Annotated in this window: 19 protein-coding genes; 6 read left to right on the top strand and 13 right to left on the bottom strand. The window is 65.4% G+C overall.

Translation table 11 applies throughout. The features are described 5' to 3' along the window. Positions 1 to 20 precede the first annotated feature (20 nt). The 4 genes from A3CW_RS0125835 to A3CW_RS47645 form a co-directional block, all read right to left on the bottom strand. Entirely contained in the window at positions 21 to 446 is a 426-nt protein-coding gene (locus tag A3CW_RS0125835) for an organic hydroperoxide resistance protein (protein ID WP_028206144.1), read from the bottom strand. A 280-nt stretch (positions 447 to 726) separates the two neighbouring features. Beyond that, positions 727 to 1,293 (bottom strand): TetR/AcrR family transcriptional regulator, encoded by a 567-nt coding sequence (locus A3CW_RS0125825; protein ID WP_028206143.1) that lies wholly within the window; start codon positions 1,291 to 1,293, stop codon positions 727 to 729. Between the two features lie 101 nt (positions 1,294 to 1,394). Then, positions 1,395 to 2,030 (bottom strand): LysE family translocator, encoded by a 636-nt coding sequence (locus A3CW_RS0125820; RefSeq protein WP_028206142.1) that lies wholly within the window; start codon positions 2,028 to 2,030, stop codon positions 1,395 to 1,397. 112 nt (positions 2,031 to 2,142) lie between these two features. After that, on the bottom strand, positions 2,143 to 2,865 hold the full coding sequence (locus A3CW_RS47645) for a CerR family C-terminal domain-containing protein (RefSeq protein ID WP_035513948.1): 723 nt from the start codon (positions 2,863 to 2,865) through the stop codon (positions 2,143 to 2,145). Positions 2,866 to 2,960: 95 nt separating this feature from the next. Here A3CW_RS47645 and A3CW_RS0125810 point away from each other — a divergent pair, with 95 nt between their 5' ends. From A3CW_RS0125810 to A3CW_RS0125800, 3 genes are read left to right on the top strand one after another with little or no spacing between them, the layout of a single operon-like run. Further along, entirely contained in the window at positions 2,961 to 4,097 is a 1,137-nt protein-coding gene (locus A3CW_RS0125810) for an HlyD family secretion protein (protein WP_028206141.1), read from the top strand. Then, positions 4,033 to 5,679, top strand: coding sequence for an MDR family MFS transporter (locus A3CW_RS0125805; RefSeq protein WP_081771809.1), 1,647 nt, complete (start codon positions 4,033 to 4,035; stop codon positions 5,677 to 5,679). The genes A3CW_RS0125810 and A3CW_RS0125805 overlap by 65 nt, the downstream gene beginning before the upstream one ends. Positions 5,680 to 5,695: 16 nt before the next feature. Continuing rightward, a complete protein-coding gene (locus tag A3CW_RS0125800) occupies positions 5,696 to 7,204 on the top strand; it encodes an efflux transporter outer membrane subunit (protein ID WP_051481715.1) in 1,509 nt (502 codons plus the stop codon). On the opposite strand, the gene kdgR is transcribed toward A3CW_RS0125800, so the two are convergent. The 3 genes from kdgR to kduI form a co-directional block, all read right to left on the bottom strand. Then, positions 7,201 to 8,022: a DNA-binding transcriptional regulator KdgR gene (gene kdgR / locus A3CW_RS0125795; RefSeq protein WP_245623741.1), complete on the bottom strand. Its 822-nt coding sequence runs from the start codon at positions 8,020 to 8,022 to the stop codon at positions 7,201 to 7,203. The genes A3CW_RS0125800 and kdgR overlap by 4 nt on opposite strands. 127 nt (positions 8,023 to 8,149) lie before the next feature. Continuing rightward, positions 8,150 to 8,920, bottom strand: a complete 771-nt coding sequence (gene kduD / locus A3CW_RS0125790; RefSeq protein ID WP_028206137.1) for a 2-dehydro-3-deoxy-D-gluconate 5-dehydrogenase KduD — start codon at positions 8,918 to 8,920, stop codon at positions 8,150 to 8,152. Between the two features lie 43 nt (positions 8,921 to 8,963). After that, positions 8,964 to 9,800: a 5-dehydro-4-deoxy-D-glucuronate isomerase gene (kduI, locus tag A3CW_RS0125785; RefSeq protein ID WP_028206136.1), complete on the bottom strand. Its 837-nt coding sequence runs from the start codon at positions 9,798 to 9,800 to the stop codon at positions 8,964 to 8,966. A gap of 291 nt (positions 9,801 to 10,091) precedes the next feature. Between kduI and kdgT the strand changes: the two genes are divergently transcribed. Then, complete coding sequence (kdgT, locus tag A3CW_RS0125780) at positions 10,092 to 11,108, top strand: 2-keto-3-deoxygluconate transporter (protein WP_028206135.1); 1,017 nt, start codon at positions 10,092 to 10,094, stop codon at positions 11,106 to 11,108. Between the two features lie 47 nt (positions 11,109 to 11,155). Here the strand turns inward: kdgT and A3CW_RS0125775 are convergent, their stop codons facing one another. Together A3CW_RS0125775 and A3CW_RS0125770 are read right to left on the bottom strand one after the other, a co-directional pair. Then, positions 11,156 to 11,701, bottom strand: coding sequence for a cytochrome b (locus tag A3CW_RS0125775; RefSeq protein WP_028206134.1), 546 nt, complete (start codon positions 11,699 to 11,701; stop codon positions 11,156 to 11,158). Next, complete coding sequence (locus A3CW_RS0125770; RefSeq protein ID WP_028206133.1) at positions 11,698 to 12,768, bottom strand: catalase family peroxidase; 1,071 nt, start codon at positions 12,766 to 12,768, stop codon at positions 11,698 to 11,700. The genes A3CW_RS0125775 and A3CW_RS0125770 overlap by 4 nt, the downstream gene beginning before the upstream one ends. 223 nt (positions 12,769 to 12,991) lie before the next feature. Between A3CW_RS0125770 and A3CW_RS0125765 the strand changes: the two genes are divergently transcribed. Next, a complete protein-coding gene (locus A3CW_RS0125765) occupies positions 12,992 to 13,390 on the top strand; it encodes a GFA family protein (RefSeq protein ID WP_028206132.1) in 399 nt (132 codons plus the stop codon). Positions 13,391 to 13,425: 35 nt separating this feature from the next. Here A3CW_RS0125765 and A3CW_RS0125760 read toward each other — a convergent pair whose 3' ends face one another. From A3CW_RS0125760 to A3CW_RS0125745, 4 genes are all read right to left on the bottom strand, one after another. Continuing rightward, positions 13,426 to 14,868, bottom strand: a complete 1,443-nt coding sequence (locus A3CW_RS0125760) for an NAD-dependent succinate-semialdehyde dehydrogenase (RefSeq protein ID WP_028206131.1) — start codon at positions 14,866 to 14,868, stop codon at positions 13,426 to 13,428. A gap of 274 nt (positions 14,869 to 15,142) precedes the next feature. Next, on the bottom strand, positions 15,143 to 17,272 hold the full coding sequence (locus A3CW_RS0125755; protein ID WP_028206130.1) for a phosphocholine-specific phospholipase C: 2,130 nt from the start codon (positions 17,270 to 17,272) through the stop codon (positions 15,143 to 15,145). A 78-nt stretch (positions 17,273 to 17,350) separates the two neighbouring features. Next, positions 17,351 to 17,818: a hypothetical protein gene (locus A3CW_RS47640; RefSeq protein ID WP_063750868.1), complete on the bottom strand. Its 468-nt coding sequence runs from the start codon at positions 17,816 to 17,818 to the stop codon at positions 17,351 to 17,353. Positions 17,819 to 17,975: 157 nt separating this feature from the next. After that, positions 17,976 to 18,323 carry a DUF1330 domain-containing protein gene (locus A3CW_RS0125745; RefSeq protein WP_028206129.1) on the bottom strand — a complete coding sequence of 116 codons (348 nt, stop codon included), beginning with the start codon at positions 18,321 to 18,323 and terminating at the stop codon, positions 17,976 to 17,978. A gap of 187 nt (positions 18,324 to 18,510) precedes the next feature. On the opposite strand from A3CW_RS0125745, the gene A3CW_RS0125740 reads away from it, so the two are divergent. Beyond that, complete coding sequence (locus tag A3CW_RS0125740; protein ID WP_028206128.1) at positions 18,511 to 18,729, top strand: hypothetical protein; 219 nt, start codon at positions 18,511 to 18,513, stop codon at positions 18,727 to 18,729. The last annotated feature ends 3 nt before the right edge of the window (positions 18,730 to 18,732 follow it).

Raw genomic sequence — 18,732 nt, 5'->3', positions numbered from 1 at the left:
TGCTGCATGCGGCTCGCGGCTTAGACGATGGTGAGCGTCACGTCGATGTTGCCGCGCGTGGCGTTCGAATACGGACACACGATATGGGCCTTGTCGACGAGGGCCTGCGCGGCCGCGCGATCCATGCCGGGCAGCGAAATCTTCAGTTCGACTTCAATGCCGAAGCCATTCGGAATCTGGCCGATGCCGACATTGCCGGTGATCGAGACATCGGCGGGCAGGGCAATCTTGTCGCGCGCCGAGACGAACTTCATCGCGCCGATGAAGCAAGCGCTGTAGCCCGCGGCGAACAGCTGCTCGGGGTTCGTGCCGTCGCCGCCCGCGCCGCCGAGTTCGTGCGGCGTGGTGAGCTTGAGGTCCAGGTTGCTGGCGGGAATGACGGCGCGGCCATCGCGGCCGCCGGTGACGTTGGCTTCGGCGCGGTAGAGGACTTTTTCGATCGACATGACAGGCTCCTTTGAGCAAAGACGGTTCGTTGAAGGTACGGGGGAGTACGGCATTCAATTTAGTGGTGCAAGGCGACAACCTTGTGCACCAGGGTCCAGCAGAAGAGCAGCGCTTGCGAATTTCCGGTCGTCAATTTCTGCATTCTATCTACCACCAGATAGATTTCCGGCCGTCGAAACACGTTCATGATGCTCCTCTTTCTAGCTATCTATCAGAAGATAGAATTCATGGCCCAATAAAAGAGGCGGCTAGCCGCCCCGTTTTACGGGCAAGAATACGTTACTGAGCCACGCGCCACATGGCTTCGACATCTTCGAGGCGCGACTTCGTGTGGAACAGCCGGCTCGCCAGCACGCTGCCCTGTAAGGCCGCGAACAACGTACGGGCCGAGCTTTCCGGCTTGCCCCTCACGACCAGCGTGCCTTCTTTCGCGCCTTGAGCCAGCACCTCGGCCAGCCAGTTTTCGTTGGCGCGGAAAAACGCCTGCACGGCGTGGCGCACGGTTTCCGGCAGCGACTCGATGTCGGCGGCCAGCATGCCGCACAGACAGATCTGGTTGCCGTCGCCCAGCGTCTTGCCGAACAGCCGCGTGTACGTAGCCAGCTTTTCGCGCGCCGGCAGCGCCGCGTCGATCGATTGCAATCCCGCCATGACTTCACCGCTGTACTGGCTCACCGCTTCCAGCACCAGGTCGTCTTTCGACGGGAAGTAATAGTGGATGCTCGACGTTTTCACGCCCACCAGCTCGGACAGGTCGCGGTAGCTGAACCCGTTGTAGCCACGCAGCATCATGAGCGTGATGGCGTGGTCGAGAACCTGCTCCCGCACTGTCAACTTCGTATCCATGGGTTCCAATTTATCTACTGGAAGATAGATTGTCAAGCGCGGCACGCAAAAAAATCCGGTGCGCCGGGCGCGACCTCCTGGCCGCGTCCGGCGGGGCGACGTCAGATCCCGCGATGCCCGGCGCTAAAAATGAGGCGCAGGCCCAGCGCCGCGATCGCGCCGGCCGCAATGCGGTCGATCCAGCTCTTGGCGCGCAGATAAAGATCGCGCGGACGCTGGCTCGAAAAGCACAGCGCGACGACCGTGTACCAGCCGGTTTCGATCGCGAAGACGAGCGGCGGCAGCGCGAAGTAGCACCACAGCGGCGGGTTATGGGGCAGCAGCGCGACGAAGATGCCGCCGTAGGCAATGGCCGTTTTCGGGTTGCTCAACTGGGTGGTCAGGCCGCTCCAGTACGACTTGCCGGGGCGCTCGTCCGGTGTGGCCGTCCTGCTCACCGTGACGGGCGAACCCGCGCCGCGCCAGATGCGCGAAGCGATGTAGAGCAGATAGGCGCCGCCGGCGATCTTGAGCGCGGCGTACAGCCAGGCAACGGTGGCGAGCAGGGTGTAGAGCCCGGCGAGCGCGATGCCCGCGAAGCAGATCGCACCCGTGCCCATGCCCAGCGCAGTGGCGACGCCGTCGCGGCGCGAGAGACCGATCGAGTTGCGCGCGACGAGCACGAAGCTCGGGCCGGGACTCATGGCCCCGAGTAGAACAGCGAGGAGAATGCTGGCAACGGCGGCGAGGGGAGACATGCTGGCAGCTCCATGCGGCAGGGAAGCTCGAACACTAACATGCGCGCAGAGGCGCCGCGAGGGTATCCCACTGGCGCCGCGTGATCGTGCCAGCCGCCTGAATAGTGCCTTGTTATGTTGAGCGATTGTGCTTGTCGCGCTCGCGATTCCAGTGGTGCAGCAGCACGCGCGTCTGTTCTGCGATGCTCACCTTCAGAAAATCGGCCTTTGCTCTGTCGATGTCGTCCCAGCCGAGCATCGTGAGCGTGGTGCGTCGCGCGATGAAGAAAAGCAGGAACTGCCCATACAGGCTGAACATGCGCACCACGGTGAGCGGATCGTGGGCCGGCATGCCGGTAATGCGTTCGAGCAACTCCACGTTGATGGTGTTCAGCGGCGAGCGTACGCGCTCGCGCAGGATTTCCGAGCCGATCTCCGGTTCGCCGCCGCCCTGTTCGCGCGCGAAGAATAGACGCTGGTCCGGCCCGTGCTGCTTGACGAAGGAACGGTCGGCCACGGCCGACTGGATGTCGATGAAGGCGTCGATCAGCGCTTCGGTGTCCGCATTGCGCGCGAGCGCAACGCGCGCGCGCTGCACGGCCGGCTCGAATGACTGCCACGATTCGTCGGCGATCGACTCTGCGCAGGCGCGGTAGAGGCCTTCCTTGTTCTCGAAGTAATACTGCAGCGCCGGTGCATTCACGCCCGCGCGCGCGGCGATGTCGCGCGTGGAGGCGCCGTCGAAGCCGTGCTGACCGAACAGGCTGATGGCCGCCTCGATGATCTTGCGACGTGTCTCGTCGCCACGCGCATAGCCTCCTTCGGGCGAACGTCGCAGTTTCTTACCTTCGCTCATGCAATTCCTTTCGTATCCCTGCGAAATATAACACTTGACACAGTTTTTCCAGGTGGAATAATTTTGCCGACTGGAATAAATTGAGAATCAACAACATGTCTACGACTGCAGGCGCGCCCGGACGCGACGTGCCGGACGCCGCCGCTGCACCTGCGCGCAGCGGCGCGAAACGAACCCTTCTGATCCTGCTGGGACTGGCGGCGCTCGTCGCCGCGGCGGTGTGGCTGGGCCACTGGTGGGTCGTCGGGCGCTTCATCGAATCCACGGACGACGCCTATCTGCAGGCCGACAGCGTGACGATCGCCCCGAAGGTGAGCGGCTATGTGACGGACGTCTACGTGGCCGACAACCAGGCCGTGAAGGCGGGCGATCCGCTCGTGAAGCTCGACGCGCGGCAGTATCAGGTGGCGCTCGACCAGGCGCAGGCCACCGTCGACGCGCGCACGGCGGACATCGAGCATGCGCAGGCGCAGATCGAGCAGCAGCGCGCGAACGTCGCCCAGACCCAGGCGCAGCAGGAAGTCGCCCAGGTGAGCCTGCGCCACGCGAACGACGAAGTGGCGCGCTACGCGCCGCTCGCGGCCACGGGTGCGGAAACGACCGAACGGCTTGCCGAACTCAAGAGCGAACGCGACAAGGCGCAAGCCACGCTCGCCGCCGACGCAGCCGCCGTCACGTCCGCGCGCTCGCAGATCTCGGCGCTGAACGCGCAGCTCTCGCAGGCGCGCGCGCAGCTCGAGGCGGCGCGTGCGAACGCCGCGCAGTCGCAGCTCGACCTCGACAACACCGTGGTGAAGAGCGCGCTGGCGGGCCGGGTGGGTGACCGCACCGTGCGCGTGGGCCAATATGTGCAGCCGGGCACGCGCATGCTGACCGTCGTGCCGGTGCAGCGCACCTACCTCACGGCGAACTTCAAGGAAACGCAGATCGGCCGGATGCGCGCGGGCCAGCCCGTGGAGCTGCACGTCGACGCGCTGCCCGGCCACACGCTGCACGGCGTGGTGGACAGCTTCTCGCCGGGTACGGGCGCGCAGTTCGCGCTCTTGCCGCCTGAGAACGCCACCGGCAACTTCACAAAGATCGTGCAGCGCGTGCCGGTGCGCATCCGCCTCGAAACCGGGCCTGAAACGCGCGGCGTGCTGCTGCCGGGCATGTCGGTGACGGTCGATGTCGACACGCGCTCCGCGCGCGAGGACGACCGCCGTATCGACCAAGAGAACCACCGTGGCTAATACGGCGCGCGCAGCGGTGCCGCATCCGCATGGCGAGCGCGCGAGCGTGGCCGACTGGGTCGCCGTAGCGGCGGGTGCGCTTGGCGCGTTGATGGCCACGCTCGACATTTCCATCACGAACTCGGCGCTGCCGCAGATCCAGGGGCAGATTGGCGCGACGGGCACCGAGGGCACGTGGATCTCCACGGGCTATCTGATGTCCGAGATCGTGATGATTCCGCTCGCCGCGTGGCTCACACGGGTGTTCGGACTGCGAAATTTCCTGCTCGCGAACTCGGCGCTCTTCATCGCCTTCTCGATGATGTGCGGCTGGTCGAATACGCTCGGCATGATGATCGCCGGGCGCATTGGCCAGGGCTTCACGGGCGGCGCGATGATTCCTACCGGCCAGACCATCATCCGCACGCGACTGCCGCTTTCGCAGCTGCCCGTGGGCATGACGGTGTTCGGTCTGATCGTGCTGCTCGGTCCGCTGCTCGGGCCCGTGGTGGGCGGCTGGCTCGCGGAGAACATCAGCTGGAGCTGGTGCTTCTTCATCAATTTGCCGGTGTGTCTCGCGCTCATCACGCTGCTTCTGGTCGGGCTCGAACCCGACCGGCCGCACTGGGAAGCCTTTCTCAAGGCGGACTGGCTCGGCATTGCCGGGCTGGCAGTGGGCCTGAGTTCGCTGACCGTCGTGCTCGAAGAGGGCCAGCGCGAACGCTGGTTCGAATCGAGCTTCATCGTCACGCTCACGTGGGTCTCGCTCGCGGGTATGGCGCTCATCGCGCTTTCGCAGTTCACCGCGAAAAAGCCCATTCTGCGTCTGTCGCTCATGCGCAATCCGCGCTACGCGAGCGTCATCATCATCGTGTTCGCGGTGGGCGCCGGGCTTTATGGCATTTCGTACCTGCTGCCGCAGTTTCTGAGCCTCGTTGCCGGCTACAACGCGCAGCAGTCCGGCGCGATCATGCTGCTTTCGGGGCTGCCCGCGTTCCTCGTGATGCCGATTCTGCCGCGCTTGCTGGGCAAGGTGGATTTTCGCATCCTGGTGGTGTCCGGGTTGCTGCTCTTCACGCTGAGCTGCATGCTCGACATTTCGCTCACCGCGCAGAGCGTCGGTCACGATTTCGTCTGGTCGCAGCTCGTGCGCGGCGTGGCGCAAATGCTCGCGATGATGCCGCTGAACCAGGCCTCGATGGCGGCGGTGTCGCGCGAAGACTCCGGCGACGCGGCCGGTCTCTACAACATGGCGCGTAATCTGGGCGGCTCGGTGGGGCTTGCGATCATCGGCACGCTCATCGACCGGCGCGAGGCGTTCCATACGGCCGTGCTGCGCGAATCGCTCAGCGCCAATTCGGTCATCGGCCAGGAGCGTGTGGCCGCGAGCGCGGCCAACTGGTTCACGCAGACGGGCGACATGGCGCATTCGCAAATGCAGGCCCTCGGCCAGATCGCGGCGCAGATCACGCAGCAATCGATGGTCATCACGTACTCCGAAACATTCTGGGTGCTCGGCATCGCGCTGGCGACGTGCGTGCCGCTCGCGCTCCTGCTCAAGAAGCCGCAGCCCGGCGCACAAGCGTCGTCTGGCGGCCACTGAAGATTATCACTGACTCATGACGGCAACCCGTTACTCCCGAATCTCCTACGCCGTGCTGAGCGCGTGCGCCGCTGCCTGCGCGCTCGCCGCCTGCACCGTCGGCCCCGACTATCGCGGCGCACCGGCCGTCGCGCCGGAAGCGGCGAACGCCGCTTCGTTCCTGCGCACGCCGGCGCAAGGCGTGACGCCCGCGCGTGCACCGAGCCAATGGTGGCTTGCGCTGAGCGACCCGCAACTGAACACGCTGATCGAAGCGGCGCTCGCCCACAATCCCGATGTGCGCGCGGCGCAGGCGCGTTTGCGCGCCTCGCGCGCGCAGCTGCAGCAGCAACGCGCCGCCGAACTGCCGAAGGTCGGCGCGAGCGCGGCGGCGATCCGCATGCGCCAGCCGGACCTGAGCGCCTTGACGTCGTCGAGCAGCAGCTCGGGTCAGGGTGGTTCTTCCGGCGGCGGCCCGATCACGTTCTATACGGCGGGCTTCGACGCCTCGTGGGAAATCGACCTGTTCGGCGGCACGCGGCGCGCCGTGGAAGCGGCGAGCGATGAGGCCGATGCCGTGGACGCCGATCTTGCGGACACCCAGGTATCGCTCGCGGCCGAAGTCGCGCAAGCCTACATCGACCTGCGCGACGAGCAGCAGCGCCTCGCCATCGCGCAACGCACGGCGCAACTGCAGCAGGAGATGCTCACGCTCACCGAGCAGCGCCGCGCGGGCGGCACGGCGGCCGAGGTGGACGTGGAGCGGCTCACCACCCAGGTGGAAAACACGCGCTCGACGATTACGCCGCTCGCGGCGCAAGTCGAAATATCGCTGGATCAACTGGCGGTGCTCACCGGCCAGGCGCCAGGCGCGCTGGACGCGGAACTGGCAACGGCGCAGCCGCTGCCCACGATGCCCGCAAGCGTGCCCGTGAGCGATCCCACCACGATGCTCGCGCAGCGCCCCGATATTCGCGCGGCGGAGCGGCGCCTCGCCTCGAGCAACGCGCAGATCGGCGAGCACGTGGCGGACTTCCTGCCCAAGCTCACGCTGTTCGGCGACCTCGGCTTTTCGGCCGCGGAGCCGGGGCACCTGTTCCGCAAGAGCAATTTCAGCTGGGTGGGGGCGCCGTATCTGCAGTGGAACGTGTTCGACTTCGGGCGCACGCTGGGCGCGGTGCACGGCGCGCAAGCTTCGCGTGACGAAGCCGAAGCGCATTACGAAAAGGCCGTGCTCGCGGCGCTGCAGGACGCGAACGCGTCGCTCTCGCGCTATGGCTATCAACGCGAGCATCTGGTGACCTTGCAGAAGGTGCAGGTTTCAGCGGAGCGTTCCGCGACGCTCATGCGCCAGCGCTATCGCGCGGGGGCGTCGAGCCTCGTCGATCTGCTCGACACGCAGCGCACGGAATTCGCCGCGCAGCAGAACGTGGTGTCGGGCCAGGCCGATTTGCTCAAGGACTTCGTGTCGCTGCAGAAGAGCCTGGGCCTCGGCTGGCAGACCACCGCGACGGCCGCGGCGGCGACCGCCGCGACGCCGGGCTAACCGGGTTCGGCAGGCGCATGCTCGTGCGCGGCCGGCTCGCGATAGCCGAGCCGCGCCGAGATCGCCGCGCCCGCGCGCTTGAGCAAGGCGACGTAGTGCGCTTTCGTGTCCGCACCGCAGCGCATGGTCGGAAACGAGATCGAGAGGCCGGCGATCACATGCCCGAAACGGTCGAACACCGGCACGGCCAGGCATTGCAAACCCTCTTCCTGCTCTTCGTTGTCTTCGCCGTAGCCTTGCTCGCGCACATGCGGAAGGATGTTCAGCACCGCGTCGGCGGAAGTGAGCGTTTTCTGCGTCGACCTCCTGAATTCCACATGTGAAAGCGTTTCCTGTGCGTCGGCGGGCGGCATGAACGCGAGCAGCACCTTGCCGATTGCGGTGCTATGCAGCGGATTGCGCCGCCCGATGCGCGACTGCATGCGCAGGCCGTAATCGCAGTCGATCTTGTGGATGTAGATGATCGCGTCTTCGTCGAACGCGCCGAGATGAACCGCTTCGCGCGTGGCTTGCGCAATGCGCCGCATCTCGATGTCGGCCTCGCGCACGAGGTCGACGCTTTCGAGCGCTTTCGCGCCGAGTTCGAACAGCCGGATCGTCAGACGATAACGGTCGGTTTCGACTTCCTGCGCGACGTAGCCTAGCGCCTTCAGCGTTTGCAGCACGCGGTGCACGGTGGTTTTGGAAAGCGCAAGGCGCTGCGAAAGCTCGCTGATGCCGATCGGCCCGTTTTCGCCCAGCGCGCCGAGGATCGCAAACACGCGGCCGATCGACGAGACCGATTCGCCTTTCTCCGTGCCGCCGTCCATTTCGTTCATTGCGCGCTCCTGTGCGCTGCGCTGCCCCTTACCCGAATTTGCCGCTTTTTCCACGCTCGCTGCCATTGTTGCCGGTCCATGTGAATCTCTGACGGGAGCATACCGCGTCCTGTGCGCGCCGCGTGTGCTAGCGCGCAAGCCAGCCGCCGTCCACGGCGAGCGTATGGCCATGCACGTAATCCGCTGCCGCCGAGGCGAGAAACACCACGGGGCCTGCGAGATCGTCCGGCTCGCCCCAGCGCGCAGCGGGAATGCGGTCGAGGATCTCGCCGTTGCGCTGGGCGTCGTCGCGCAATGCGGCCGTGTTGGCGGTCGCCATATATCCGGGCGCGATCGCGTTGACGTTGATGCCGTGCGCAGCCCATTCGTTGGCGAGCAGGCGTGTGAGGCCCAGCACGCCGCTTTTCGAGGCCGTGTAGGAGGCCACGCGAATGCCGCCCTGGAACGACAGCATCGACGCGATATTGATGATCTTGCCGCCGCCGCCCTGCGCGACGAACTGGCGCGCGGCCGCCTGGGCGAGAAAGAACACGCTCTTGAGGTTGACGTCCATGACGGCGTCCCAGTCGTCTTCGCCGAAGGCGAGGGCGTCTTCCCGGCGAATCACGCCGGCGTTGTTCACGAGGATATCGATCCGTCCACAGGCTTCGACGGCTGCGCGCACGATGTGCTCCACGGGTGCGATCGAAGCGAGATCGGCACGCACGTCGACGAAGCGGCGCCCGAGGGCCTCGACACGCGCAGGCGTGTCGCCGGGCTCGCCCCTGCAAACGCCGACGATGTCGCAACCCGCCTGCGCGAGCGCGAGCGCCATGCCCGCGCCGAGGCCCGTGTTGCTGCCCGTGACGATGGCGGTCTTACCGCTGAGATCGAACGGATTGAACGTACTGGATGCCATGAGTGCGCGGGCCTCGTGTCGTAGGTCTATGCCTGTGCGTGGGTCAGCGCAGATCGCGCACGGCGAGATGGTCCATGTCGCCGAACACCTGGTTCTCCCCGACCATGCCCCAGACGAACGTATAGGCGCGCGTGCCGACCCCCGAATGGATCGACCAGCTCGGCGAAATCACGGCCTGTTCGTTGTGCACGAGAATGTGCCGCGTTTCTTGCGGCTCGCCCATCATGTGGAAGACGGCTGCGTCGTCGGCCACGTTGAAATAGAAGTACACCTCCATGCGCCGCTCGTGCGTATGGCACGGCATGGTGTTCCAGAGGCTGCCGGGTTCGAGTTTGGTCATGCCCATCGAAAGCTGGCAGGTGGGCAGCACCTCCGGCACGATGAACTTGTAGATCGTGCGCCGGTTGCTCGTGGCGGCTTCGCCGAGCGTTTGCGGCGATGCTTCGGATAGCGAAATGGTCCGTGTGGGATAGGCCGTATGCGCGGGCGCGCAGTTGAGGTAGAACTTCGCGGGCCGCGCCGGATCGTCGCTGCCGAATGCGACGGCCTGCGTGCCCTTGCCGATATAGATCGCTTCCTCGTTGCGCACGGTGTGGCGCACGCCGTCCACGTCCACCCAGCCGTCGCAGCCGATGTTGATCGCGCCCAGTTCGCGCCGCTCCAGCAGATAGCTCACGCCGATCGCTTTGCCGAGTGCGGCGCTCACCTCGACCGCGCGCGTGGCGGGCATCGCGCCGCCCACGATGATGCGGTCCACGTGGCTATAGGTGAGCGTCAGCGCATCGCGCTCGAACACGCGTTCGATGAGGAACTCGCGGCGCAGTCCCGCCGTGTCGAGCGTCTTCGCGTATTCGCTGTTGAGGCTTTGTCTGACTTCCATGCCATGTCTCCCATCGGCTGGGCGGTGCACCGTCTCTCGTGGACTATAGTGCAGATTCACATTTTCGGAACATCGGTCCGGAAATGTTGCGACGCCATGGCGTGTTTGGCAAGCGGTCTGCCCAAATAGTGAATCGTTAACGGGTAAACGCGGATGATTTTCCGCGTAAAAATCGGAACGGCGTTCCTTTCACGCTGCTATCCTGTTTCCGGAAAGGGAGCACCGCGAGAAAAAAGCCGGACGCGCCAACGTGCCGATCCGGCAACCGGATGCAAAGTCCACGGAGGAGGCATGAAGCTGAAGAAGGCCATAGACCGCATACCAGGCGGCCTGATGCTGGTGCCGCTGCTGCTCGGCGCCTGTGTTCATACGTTCGCGCCAGGCGCTGGCAAGTACTTTGGTTCGTTCACCAATGGATTGATCACCGGCACCGTCCCGATTCTCGCGGTGTGGTTCTTCTGCATGGGTGCGACGATCGACCTGCGCGCGACCGGCACCGTGCTGCGCAAGTCCGGCACGCTGCTCGTCACGAAGATGATCGTGGCCTGGATCGCCACGCTGGTCGCCGCGCATTTCATTCCCGTCGACGGCGTGAAAACCGGGCTCTTTGCCGGGCTCTCGGTGCTCGCCATCACGACCTCGATGGACATGACCAACGGCGGTCTCTACGCGGCCGTGATGCAGCAATACGGCACGAAGGAAGAGGCGGGCGCGTTCGTGCTGATGTCGGTGGAGTCGGGGCCGCTGGTCAGCATGATCATCCTCGGCGCGACCGGCGTGGCCTTTTTCGAGCCGCGGCTTTTCGTGGGCGCGGTGCTGCCGTTTCTGATCGGGTTTGTCTTAGGCAATCTCGATCGAGATCTGCGCGAACTGTTCGGCCGCTGCGTGCATCCGCTCATTCCGTTCTTTGGCTTTGCGCTTGGCAACGGCATCGATCTCAACGTGATCGTCACGAGCGGCATCCCGGGCGTGTTGCTTGGCCTTGGCGTGATCGTCGTGACCGGCATTCCGCTGATACTTGCCGATCGCCTGATTGCGGGCGGCAACGGTGCGGCGGGGCTAGCGGCTTCGTCCACGGCGGGCGCGGCGGTGGCGAATCCGGCCATCATCGGCGAGATGATTCCGCGTTTCAAGCCGCTCGTGCCGGCGGCAACGGCGATGGTCGCCACTGCCTGCCTCGTGACCGCGATCCTCGTGCCGATGCTCACGGCGCTATGGGTGCGCCGTCGAAGCGCGCGCGATGCGCTGCTTCAGGAACTCATGGAACCGCCCGTGCCGCCCGTGGCGGGGCGCGATGCGCCCGTTTGATTCACAGGCAAAGTTCCCGCGCGCTTTCCACGCGCAGGAACCTTGCGTCAACCGCGTGCCGCGCCGCGCGCCATGCTGGCGAGCACGCCGTCACGGCGAATGAGCGCGTGAAAGAGCGCAGCGCCCAGATGCAACAGCACGGTCGCATAGAGCGCCATGGCAAGCCACGTATGCGCGGCGCGCAGCCATGCATAGAGCGTGACGTCATGCGGCACGATCGGCGGCAGGTGCACGCCGCCGAACATCACGATGGGATAGCCGCCCGCCGATAGCATGGACCAGCCGATCAGCGGCATGGCGATCATCAACGCATAGAGCACGAGATGCGAGGCGTGCGCGCCGAGGCGCTGCCAGATGGGCAGATCGGCGGGCAAGGGCGGCGCGCCGCGCGCGAGCCGCACGGCCAGGCGCAGGAGCACGAGCGCGAGCAGCGCGATACCTAACGGGCGGTGGAGCGCGAGCAGGGTGTCATGCAGCCGCGAGACGGTCGAGACCATCCCCACGCCGACGAACAGCATCGTGACGATCAGGACTGCCATCGACCAATGCAGGAGGCGCTGGAGTGCGCTGAAGTGTTGGCCCGGTTGTTTCATGGCTGCGCGCCTCCATGCGTTTGCGCGAGGTTGGCTTCTTCACGCGTGCGTCGATTGAACGAAACGGCATACGCTGCCGAACGGGCGGCGAGCAAGGGGTCGTCCGAAGGCTTCAGGCCGTTGGGCAGGATGGTCGGATCGTAGTTCACGTCGCGGCACATGCCGTTCGCTTGCGGTTCGGCGCGCTGCAAGACGAGGGTGCCGGCGTCGATCTGCTGGCGGTCCGCGGGCCATGACTGCGTGGCGTCGTTCGTGGGGTCGCCGGGTGCTGCGACCGTGAGCACCAGATGCCAGCGTAACGGGGTCGCTGAGGGCCCGCCGGCGAAACGCGTGGTGAAGTCGTCGGCGAGGAAGTTCGGATCGGCTTTTTCTGCCGGCGTTTGCGGTGCATAAGCCACTTCGGGCACGGTCTGCCAGCGCACGGCATGCTGGTTGCCGGCGGCATCGGTCGCGATGAACGCGTTGACGCTGTAGAACGCCGTATTCGCGAAACTGGAGGAGGGCGGGTGCGCCTTCAGCCACTGGCGGAACGGCAGCGTTTCCGGGTTCGCCTGGAAGAAGGCGGCGAGCTTCGCGGGGTCGGGCTTGCCCGTCGACGGATCCGGTTTCGAGGCGACCAGCTGGCTATAGAACTGCTTCGGGGTGCGAACGACGAAGATCGGTACGGAATTCATGCCGGTGCGCCACTGCTCGCCGTCCTGCAACTGGAACAGCAGCGCCATGCTGCGCACGGGCGTGCTCGCGTCCGGCGCGCCAGGGTTGCTGCCGGGAATGGCGAAGCGTCCAATCACGGGCGTGCGTCCGGGTGCGAACACCGCCGCGCGCGAGACCTGCTCGCCGTTGCCGTTGCTTTCGAACCAGCCTTCCACGCAGAGCCCCTTGGCGTGATTGCGCCGATAGCCCGTATGGATGCCGTAGTTCGACTCGAACGTATTGATGATATGCGGCGCGGTGATGCGCTTTGGCGTGAGCCAGCCGGCCGTCCATGCAAATGCCGCGCCAGCGCAACCCACCACCGCCGCAATGGCCGCGAGCCGGCATGGCACGCAGATCGAGGCGCGGTTCACGCGCGGGCTCCGGTGCGCGCGCGCTGCAACGCATTCGAAAGCGAAAAGTATGCGAGTGTGTGCATGATGGATCCGGTCGATGGCCCGAGGGCCGTTACTGGCGTCAACAACACGTCACTGCGTTTTATTCCATGCGCGAAGGGAAATCGTGCAACGATGCTCGGGTGCGCGGGTTTACAGCACTGAAAGCGTTGACCAGAACACATGCGCGAAGGAGAGAGCGATGCTGACTGGCGGCTGTTTATGCGGCAAGGTCCGCTACCAGATTTCGGCTGCGCCGGTTGGCAGCACGGTATGCCATTGCGTGGATTGCCGGCGCGCAACGGGTGCGCCGTTCGTCGGCTGGCTCAGCGTGCCGTGGAGTGCGTTCCGGCTCGTTGCGGGTGCAACCAAAACGCATGCGTCGAGTCCGTGCGTCGAGCGCGCGTTCTGCGCCGATTGCGGCACGCCGCTCACCTACCGGCATGCGGCGTTCGCGGGCGAGATCGACGTTGCGACAGGCACGCTCGATCGCCCCGACGACGCGCCGCCCGACAATCATAGCTGGACCTCGCAAAAGCTGGCCTGGGTGCAACTCGCGGACGGCTTGCCGCAGTATCCGCGTGCGCTTCCCGGACCGTAAGCCGGGAAAGCGCGTGCGTTTTCAGCGTGCAGCGATCAACGATGCTCGGAAACGAACTTCGTGACGAGATAGGCTTCCATCGCCTCGCTGCCGCCTTCCGAGCCGTAACCCGAGTCCTTCACGCCGCCGAACGGCGTTTCCGGCAGGGCGAGGCCGTGATGGTTGATCGACAGCATGCCGGTTTCCACGTCGTCGGAGAGTGCGGCCGAAGTCGCACTCGAACGCGTGTAGGCATACGCGGCGAGACCGTACGGCAGACGGTTCGCTTCGACGATCGCGTCCTTGTAGCTCGAGAAACGCGAGACCGGCGCGATCGGGCCAAACGGCTCTTCGTTCATGATGCGCGCGGAGAGCGGCACGTCGGTGAGCACGGTCGGTGCGAAGAAGTAGCCTTCGCGGCCCACGCGCTCGCCGCCCGTCAGCACCTTCGCGCCCTGTTCGCGCGCGTCGGCCACGAGACGTTCCATTGCGGCGAGGCGGCGGTCGTTCGCGAGCGGGCCCATCTGCACGCCGTCTTCGAGACCGTTGCCCACCTTGATCGCGCGCGTCGTCGCAACGAAGTGCTCGACGAACTCGTCGTACGCGGCGTCTTCCACCATGAAGCGCGTGGGCGAGATGCACACTTGGCCCGCGTTGCGGAACTTCGCGCTCGCGAGCAGCCTGGCGGCGCGCGGCACGTCGGCGTCGGCGAACACGATGGCGGGGGCATGGCCGCCCAGCTCCATCGTGGCGCGCTTCATGTGCTCGCCGGCCTTCGAGGCGAGCAGCTTGCCCACCGGCGTCGAGCCCGTGAACGAGATCTTGCGGATCGCCGGATGCGCGATCAGGTACGACGACACTTCCGAAGGCACGCCGAACACGAGGTTCAGCACGCCTGCGGGCAGGCCCGCGTCGGCGAACACCTTCACGAGTTCGGCGCAGCTGGCCGGCGTTTCTTCCGGTCCCTTGAGCACGACGGTACAGCCCGAGGCGAGCGCGGCCGACACCTTGCGCACGGCCTGGTTGAGCGGGAAGTTCCAGGGCGTGAACGCGGCGACCGGACCCACCGGCTCGCGCGTGACGATCTGGCGAACGGCGTCCGAACGCGAGGGAATCACGCGGCCATAGGTGCGGCGGCCTTCTTCGGCGAACCAGTCGATCGTGTCGCCGCCCGCTAGCGTTTCGAGCTTCGCTTCGCCAAACGGCTTGCCCTGCTCGCGCGTCATGATCGCGGCGATGTCGTCTGCGCGATCGCGCAGCAGTTGCGCGGCGCGGCGCATGAGCTTGCTGCGCTCGAGCGGCGAGACCTTGCGCCATTCGCGGAAGGCGCGCTCGGCGGCGGTGGCCGCGTCCGAAAGGTCCTGCTCGCTGGCGAGGCTCAGGCGGCCGATTTCCGCTTCGGTCGCAGGGTCGATCACAGCAATCGTCTTCGCGCCGGCGCGCCATGCGCCGTCGATGTAGATCTGGGTGTTGGGATAGGGCTTCACGCTGGAACTCATGATGGGACGATCCTTTTCAACGGTTCAACGACAGGCTCTCGCCGCGCGCACGGCAATGCGCGCCAAGCGGGCGCCGGAAAATGCGGAGCGCCCATTGTGCCACTGGATCGCAGATGCTGCAGGGCGTGCCATTGCGAAGGGTGCGTTGGCCCTTTTTAACCCACACTATGAGAAGGAACGGATCCTCTGCGCAAAGGCAAAAAAAAGCGGCGCCCGAAGGCGCCGCATCCAGGGAAACAGAAAAGGAATCGTCAGGCTATGTCTCGCGTCGGGCTCAGCTCAGCTTCGTGACCGGCGCAACGGCCGCAGGGTCGCTGATGCTCGGCCGGCCGTTCTCGATGTGTCCGGCGAAGCGCCAGGCGTACGTCGCGTCGTCGCGGCTCGTGACCGTGAGGTCGTACCAGTGATGGCTCGACGCGAGGACCCAGACTTCGTCGACTTGCGCGCCGGCCGGCACGACCACGTTGCGCTCGTGCGCGCCATAGGCGTTGTCGCTCACGTTCAGGTGCGCGACGCTGCTGCCCGCATTCGAGAACCTGAGGAAGAGGTTGCCGTTGGCCACGTCGTAGTGCGCAGTCACGGCCGGAGCCGGTGCGCGGCCCGATTTGCCCGGACCCGATTGCGCGGCCGTACCCGCAAAGCGGCGCAAGAAGCCGTTCGGGCCATGCACCTCGAACGCATAGACGCCGTTCGTCACGCTCAGATCCCATGTGTCGTCGAGGGACTTGCCCGCTTCGACCGTATAGCGCCACGGCCCGTCACTGCGGTTCGTGCCGTACACGTAGAAGTGCGCGCCCTGGCGGCCCTTGTTCGCGAACGTGATCGACAGTGTGTTGCTCTGCGCTTCGGGCTTCGCGTTCACATGAAGCTCGTAGGGCAGCGCGCGTGCGTAGCGCACGCCGGGCTCCTGCGCGTCGATCGGCAGTGGCGTGGCCGGCACCGTGGGCGCCGAGTTGGCCGAGCACTGGTTGTCGGCGAGCGTCATGTAGTTGCTCGTGTCGGGCAGCGCGGGCATCGTGGCGTCGGGCGTGCGGAAGTCGAAGCACGTGGTGAGGTCGCCGCACACCGCGCGGCGCCACGCCGTGATGTTGGGCTCCTGCACGCCGAAACGCGCCTCGATGAAGCGGATCACCGAAGTGTGATCGAACACCTGCGAGCAGACGAAGCCGCCCTTGGTCCACGGCGAGACCACCGTCATCGGCACGCGCGGTCCGAGGCCGTAGGGCAGGCCGTCGGCGGTGTACTTGCCGCCGCGCAGCGGGTTGACCACGTTGTGGATCTCGCCGTCCACGCTCACCGTCGACTTGCCCTGCGTGGACGTCGTGGGCGGCTGCGGCGGCACGATATGGTCGAAGAAGCCATCGTTCTCGTCATACATGATGAAGAGCACGGTCTTGCTCCACACGTCGGGGTTCGACGTCAGCGCTTCGATGATCTGCGAGGTGTATTCCGCGCCGTAGGCCGGCGTGTACTTCGGGTGCTCCGAGAACGCCGCCGGCGGCAGCAGCCACGAGACTTGCGGCAAATTGTTCTGGAGTACATCATTTTTCAGGTCGGCGATGGTGCGCACCGTTTGCGCGCGCTGGTAGAGCGCCGAGCCGGGCTGCGCGTTGATGAAGTTCGCGAAGTTCTGCAGGATGTTCGTGCCGTAGTTGCCGTTCAGCGGGTCGCTGCCGTTCGTGCCCTGCTGGTAGATCTGCCAGGAGATGCCGGCGGCCTGCAGGCGCTCGGGGTAGGTCGTCCACGAAAGCAGTTGATACGTGGGCGGCACGTCGCCGTCCACGAAGTCGTTGTTGTCGAGCAGCGGGCCGCCCATCGTGCCGGTCGGATCGACCATGCCGGTCATCAGATACGAGCGGTTCGGGTGCGTCGGGCCAGGCAGCGAGCAGAAGTAGTTGTCGCACACCGTGAAGGCGTCGGCCAGCGCGTAGTGGAACGGAATGTCCGCGCGCAGGTAATAGCCCATCGTCATGTCGGTCTTGTACTGCGGCCACTGGTTGTACAGACCGTTGTTGATCGCGTACTGCGTCGGGTACCACGAGTGGTCGAGGTCGCCCACGCATTGCGCGCTCGTCTTGAACGTGTCGAGGTGGAACGGCAGCACAGGCTTCGTGGCGTCTTCCTTCGACGGCTGATACCACACCGGCAGGCCGCCCGGCAGCGCAATGGGCAGGCGGTCGTTATAGCCGCGCACGCCGCGCATATGGCCGAGGTAGTGGTCGAACGAACGGTTCTCCTGCATGAACACGACGATATGCTCGACATCGCGGATCGTGCCCGTGCGCGAATTGGCCGGAATGGCCAGCGCATTGCGGATCGACTCGGGAAGAACGGTCATCGCTGCGGCGGCGGCGCCCGATTGCGCGACGGTCTGCAGGAAACGGCGACGGCTGTTTGACGTCATTGTTGCTCACCTTTCTGCTTGGGGTTGGAGTGTCGTGCCCGACGGCGTACTCGCACAAGGGCACGCAGGTGCAATGCTTCAATGGCTGGATGTTGCGGGACTGCTGGAATCGTTGCCGTTGCTGGCCTGGGTCTGCGCGCTGTCGCCAGGCGCGTAGCTCAGGACCGGCGTGATCTGGTCGCTGTCGGCGGCGAGGCTGGCCTGTGCGCCTTGCACGGGGTCGCTCGCGGTGTTCGCGGCGGTGGCCGCGTTCGCGCCATAAGCGGGTATGGCGCTCGGGTTCGTCGAAGTGCTTGTCGACGTGTTCGTTGAGGCGTTCGCCGACGCGTTCGTGTCGGGCGTCGGCAGCGGCATTATCCGCGCGCTATTCGCCAATGGCGATTGCGATTGCGTTGCGGCGCTCTGGCTTTCCGGTGTATCCGGCGTCGACGAAGCCGCCGACGAGCCGTAGCCCGGGCCGCATGCATCGAGCATGATGGTTGCGAGTACAACGATCGCCGCGGTCGACAGGGTCGTCGACACGCGGTTGGGAAGGCGTATTCTCATGGGCGCATCCGTTCTGTGGGGATGGGTCGCGCACAGTTTCGCCGTCGATGAAGAAAGAATTGTGAAACGCACGAAAACGTTTGCAGGCGATGAATTTCCTTTGCAAACGTGGTGCACGAAAAGCATTCGCTGCCGGTGGCCAGCTAACGAAATGCTTTCACTTTGCGGAGCCGTGTTCGTGAGCCGGACGCAGCACGTCGGTCGCGCGATGCGGCATCTCGACTTGATCGATCAGGAACACTTCACCGCGCGAGTGCTCCGCGCGCAGCGGCAGGATCGCCTGATAGGCGCTCGAGCGATACCACGCGCGCGCGATCTCGCGGCTCGCGAATTCGATCATGATGAGGTCGCCGGAGAACTTGCCCTCGAGCCGCTCCACGCGTCCTCCGTGAATGATGAAGCGGCCGCCGAAAGGGGCGAGCGTGGCGTCGATCTTCTCCAGATATTCGACGATGGCGCGGCAAGGTTCGACGTCGCGCAGATGGGCAATGGCGTAGGCGGACATGGCAGGTCTCGTGAGCGTGAAAGGGTGGGTCCACGCTTGCGAGAATAGGGCGCGCCGGGCCGGGAATCGATTACCTGGGAGGTAAAGGCGCGGCTGCGATGGGCTTAGGCTGAAGGCGCGCGGCGGGGTAAAATACCCATCACCCGAAGTCCGGATCGAGACGTTTTCGCTTTTCGCCACCGCCGCCATGAACCCGTCACCCGAGAATAAACCCGCGCGCAAGCAGCCGCCCACGTGGCTGCTGAACACCCTCACGGCGCTCGTGGGCGTGCTTACGCTCGCGCTGGGTATCGGCTGGATCGTCTACAAGTGGGTCGTCGATCTGGAGATTCCGTACTTCGCCATTCCGCTCGTGATGTGCGTGCCGGTGATCGCCGCCGTGGCGTTCCGCAACATCTGGGATTGAGGC

Origin of the sequence: Paraburkholderia nodosa DSM 21604 (assembly GCF_000519185.1) — a bacterium.
GTDB classification, from domain to species: Bacteria; Pseudomonadota; Gammaproteobacteria; order Burkholderiales; family Burkholderiaceae; genus Paraburkholderia; species Paraburkholderia nodosa.
The sequence above is the reverse complement of the archived record's forward strand: the minus strand, read 5'-3'. Positions and strand labels throughout refer to the sequence as shown.